The 2,257-nt window shown below is 69.0% G+C and carries 4 protein-coding genes; 1 reads left to right on the top strand and 3 read right to left on the bottom strand.

Going from position 1 to position 2,257, the window contains the following annotated elements:
* On the top strand, positions 1-719 hold a 719-nt coding region (locus ACRDSQ_RS02550), incomplete at its 5' end, for a hypothetical protein (RefSeq protein WP_431418392.1).
* A 255-nt stretch (positions 720-974) separates the two neighbouring features.
* Here the strand turns inward: ACRDSQ_RS02550 and ACRDSQ_RS02545 are convergent.
* From ACRDSQ_RS02545 to istB, 3 genes are all read right to left on the bottom strand, one after another.
* Positions 975-1,289, bottom strand: coding sequence for a hypothetical protein (locus tag ACRDSQ_RS02545; protein ID WP_431418391.1), 315 nt, complete (start codon positions 1,287-1,289; stop codon positions 975-977).
* A gap of 38 nt (positions 1,290-1,327) precedes the next feature.
* Entirely contained in the window at positions 1,328-1,531 is a 204-nt protein-coding gene (locus ACRDSQ_RS02540; RefSeq protein WP_431418389.1) for a hypothetical protein, read from the bottom strand.
* A partial coding sequence (gene istB, locus ACRDSQ_RS02535; protein WP_431418387.1) for an IS21-like element helper ATPase IstB occupies positions 1,528-2,257 on the bottom strand: 730 nt, incomplete at its 5' end. The genes istB and ACRDSQ_RS02540, both read right to left, overlap by 4 nt.

Genomic DNA, 2,257 nt, shown 5'->3' with positions numbered 1-2,257 from the left:
CCGCGGTCGAGACACCTGCCTACGACCTCACCTGGTTCCGGGTGACCTTCGGTCGCCTGGGCCTCAAGGCCTACACCAAAGGCGAACGCGTGCTGCGCATCGAAGCCACCGTCCACAACACCGCCGAGCTCGGCTGCGGCCGCGTGCTGGACCGTCTCCCGGAGATCATCGGGCGCCTCGGCGCCATGGCCGAGCGCTTCTGCACCATGCTGGACTGCGCCAGCGTCGGCTTCATCTCCGACCGCCTCCTCGACGAACTGCCCCAACCCAGCCGACTCGGCTCGATCCGCGTCGGCGGTGTCTGTCTCGACTCGCCCCGCATGCGAGCTGCACTGGCCGCTGTCACCGCCTTGTCTCCCGCGCCCAAGGGGTTCACCGTCGCCGAGCTTGCCGGCAGGGTGCACGCCATGACTGGCCAGCCCGAGGCCGACTACACCACCCGCCAAGCCGCCTACGACCTGCGCAAGCTGCGGGCCAAACGCCTCGTCGTCAAGCCCGGCCGGTCGCGCCGCTACCACGTACCGCCCGAAGCAGTCCGCACGATCACCGCCGTCACCACACTTCGCGACCAGGTGCTCGCCCCCATCCTCGCTGGCATCCGCTCAGCCCCACCCATCCCCGACCACCGCGCCTGGAGCGCGGTCGAACACGACTACGAGACCCTCCGCATCGACATGCAAGCCCTCTTCAACGACCTCGGCATCGCCACTGCCGCGTAACGACAATCCTTTGTCGATGGGAGGACGTAAGCGCCTAACCAGACTTAGCAGAACCATTTCCCGCCACTTTGGTGCGCATTCCGGCGAATCCGTACACCCAGTCCGGAGTTTTCGTACACCCCTGGCTGAGCTGTGGATCGGAGGCCGTGTAGCGGCCGACGCTTGCGCCCTGATTCACCTCCTCCGGTGGTTGGGGGTGGTCGTCGAGGCGTTCGGGCTGCTTGGTCGGATGAGTGTTCTAGTCGATGACGGCTCCTATTGGTTGTGCGGGTCGCCGAGGAGGTCGGTGAGCTGTTCGGCGAGTCGGTCGGCGGCGCTGCGCCGTAGTCCGGTGGTCACGATGACGGTGCGGTCGGCGCGGCGGAGGCGCACGAGCCAAGCTCGCTCGGGTGGCCGGCCGCGGGAGCTGGCCGATCCCATGTCGACTTCGACGGTGATGGGCTCGGCGGGCAGGTGTTGTCGTTGGCGGTGGGCTCGGACCCGGCAGGCGGTGCTGCAGTAGTGGGCGGGTCGGCCCTGGGTGTGGGGGGCGATGGTGTTAGGGCAGCCCGGCCCGGCGCAAGTCGCCACCCGAGTATCGTATCGTAACGTAATTGGGGGGTTGGGACTCATGGCGCGACCTGGTAGCGGACCGCGGCGACGTCGCTGACCGAGGGGGCCTGCTCGTGGCGTTGAGCGTGGGCGATCGACTGCTCGGGCGTGACGCGCTGACGGCAGAGGTTGCACCAGTGCTCAATTGTCCATCGCTCGGGGAGCAGCCCGAGCGGCGTGGGCGGAACGTGGGGGACGACGGTGCGGTAGACGGTGGTCATCGTCTGTCCTCGGCGCCAGTGGCGTCAGCGGATCTGTCGGCCTGCTTCGGCCCCTTCGCTCGGCCGCGCTCACCGCCGGTCTTCGATGCGCCCTCTGGACGGCGCATTGACTCGCCCTCGAGCTCGATGCGGTGCAGGTTCTGGAGCACCCGGTCGAGGACCGCGTCGGCGACCGTGGGCTCGCCCATGGCTTCGTGCCACAGGGCGATCGGTAGCTGGCTGGTGATGATTGTCGAACGAAGCCCGGCCCGGTCCTCGATCACCTCGAGGGTGTCAGCGGCCTGGTCGGGGGTGAGTGGTCTGAGGAGGAAGTCGTCGATCACGAGGACGTCGATGCGGGCCCAGGTCGCCGTGAGGCGCTGGAACCGCCCGTCGAGGCGGGCGACGGCCAGCTCGTCGAGCATGCGAGGGGCGCGCAGGTACAACGCGGTGTGACCCCGGCGGATGGCGCAGTTCGCCAGGGCGCAGGCGAGGAAGGTCTTGCCCAGCCCGGTCGGGCCGACGACGGCGACGTTGTGGCGCTTCGCCACCCAGGCGCACTCGGCGAGGCCGAGCACCGCGGGCCGCTCGAGCCCTCGCCGGCGGCGGAAGTCGACGTCTTCGAGCACGGCGTTGGTGCGCAGCTTGGCGGTCTTGAGGTAGCGCTCGAGCCGTCGGTTCTCCCGCTCGGCGAGTTCCCGGTCGACGAGCAGCCCGAGGCGTTCCTCGAAGCTCAGTGCCTGGTGG

It is taken from the genome of Actinokineospora sp., assembly GCF_050699995.1.
In the GTDB taxonomy this organism is placed as follows: Bacteria; Actinomycetota; Actinomycetes; order Mycobacteriales; family Pseudonocardiaceae; genus Actinokineospora.
The sequence above is the reverse complement of the archived record's forward strand: the minus strand, read 5'-3'. Positions and strand labels throughout refer to the sequence as shown.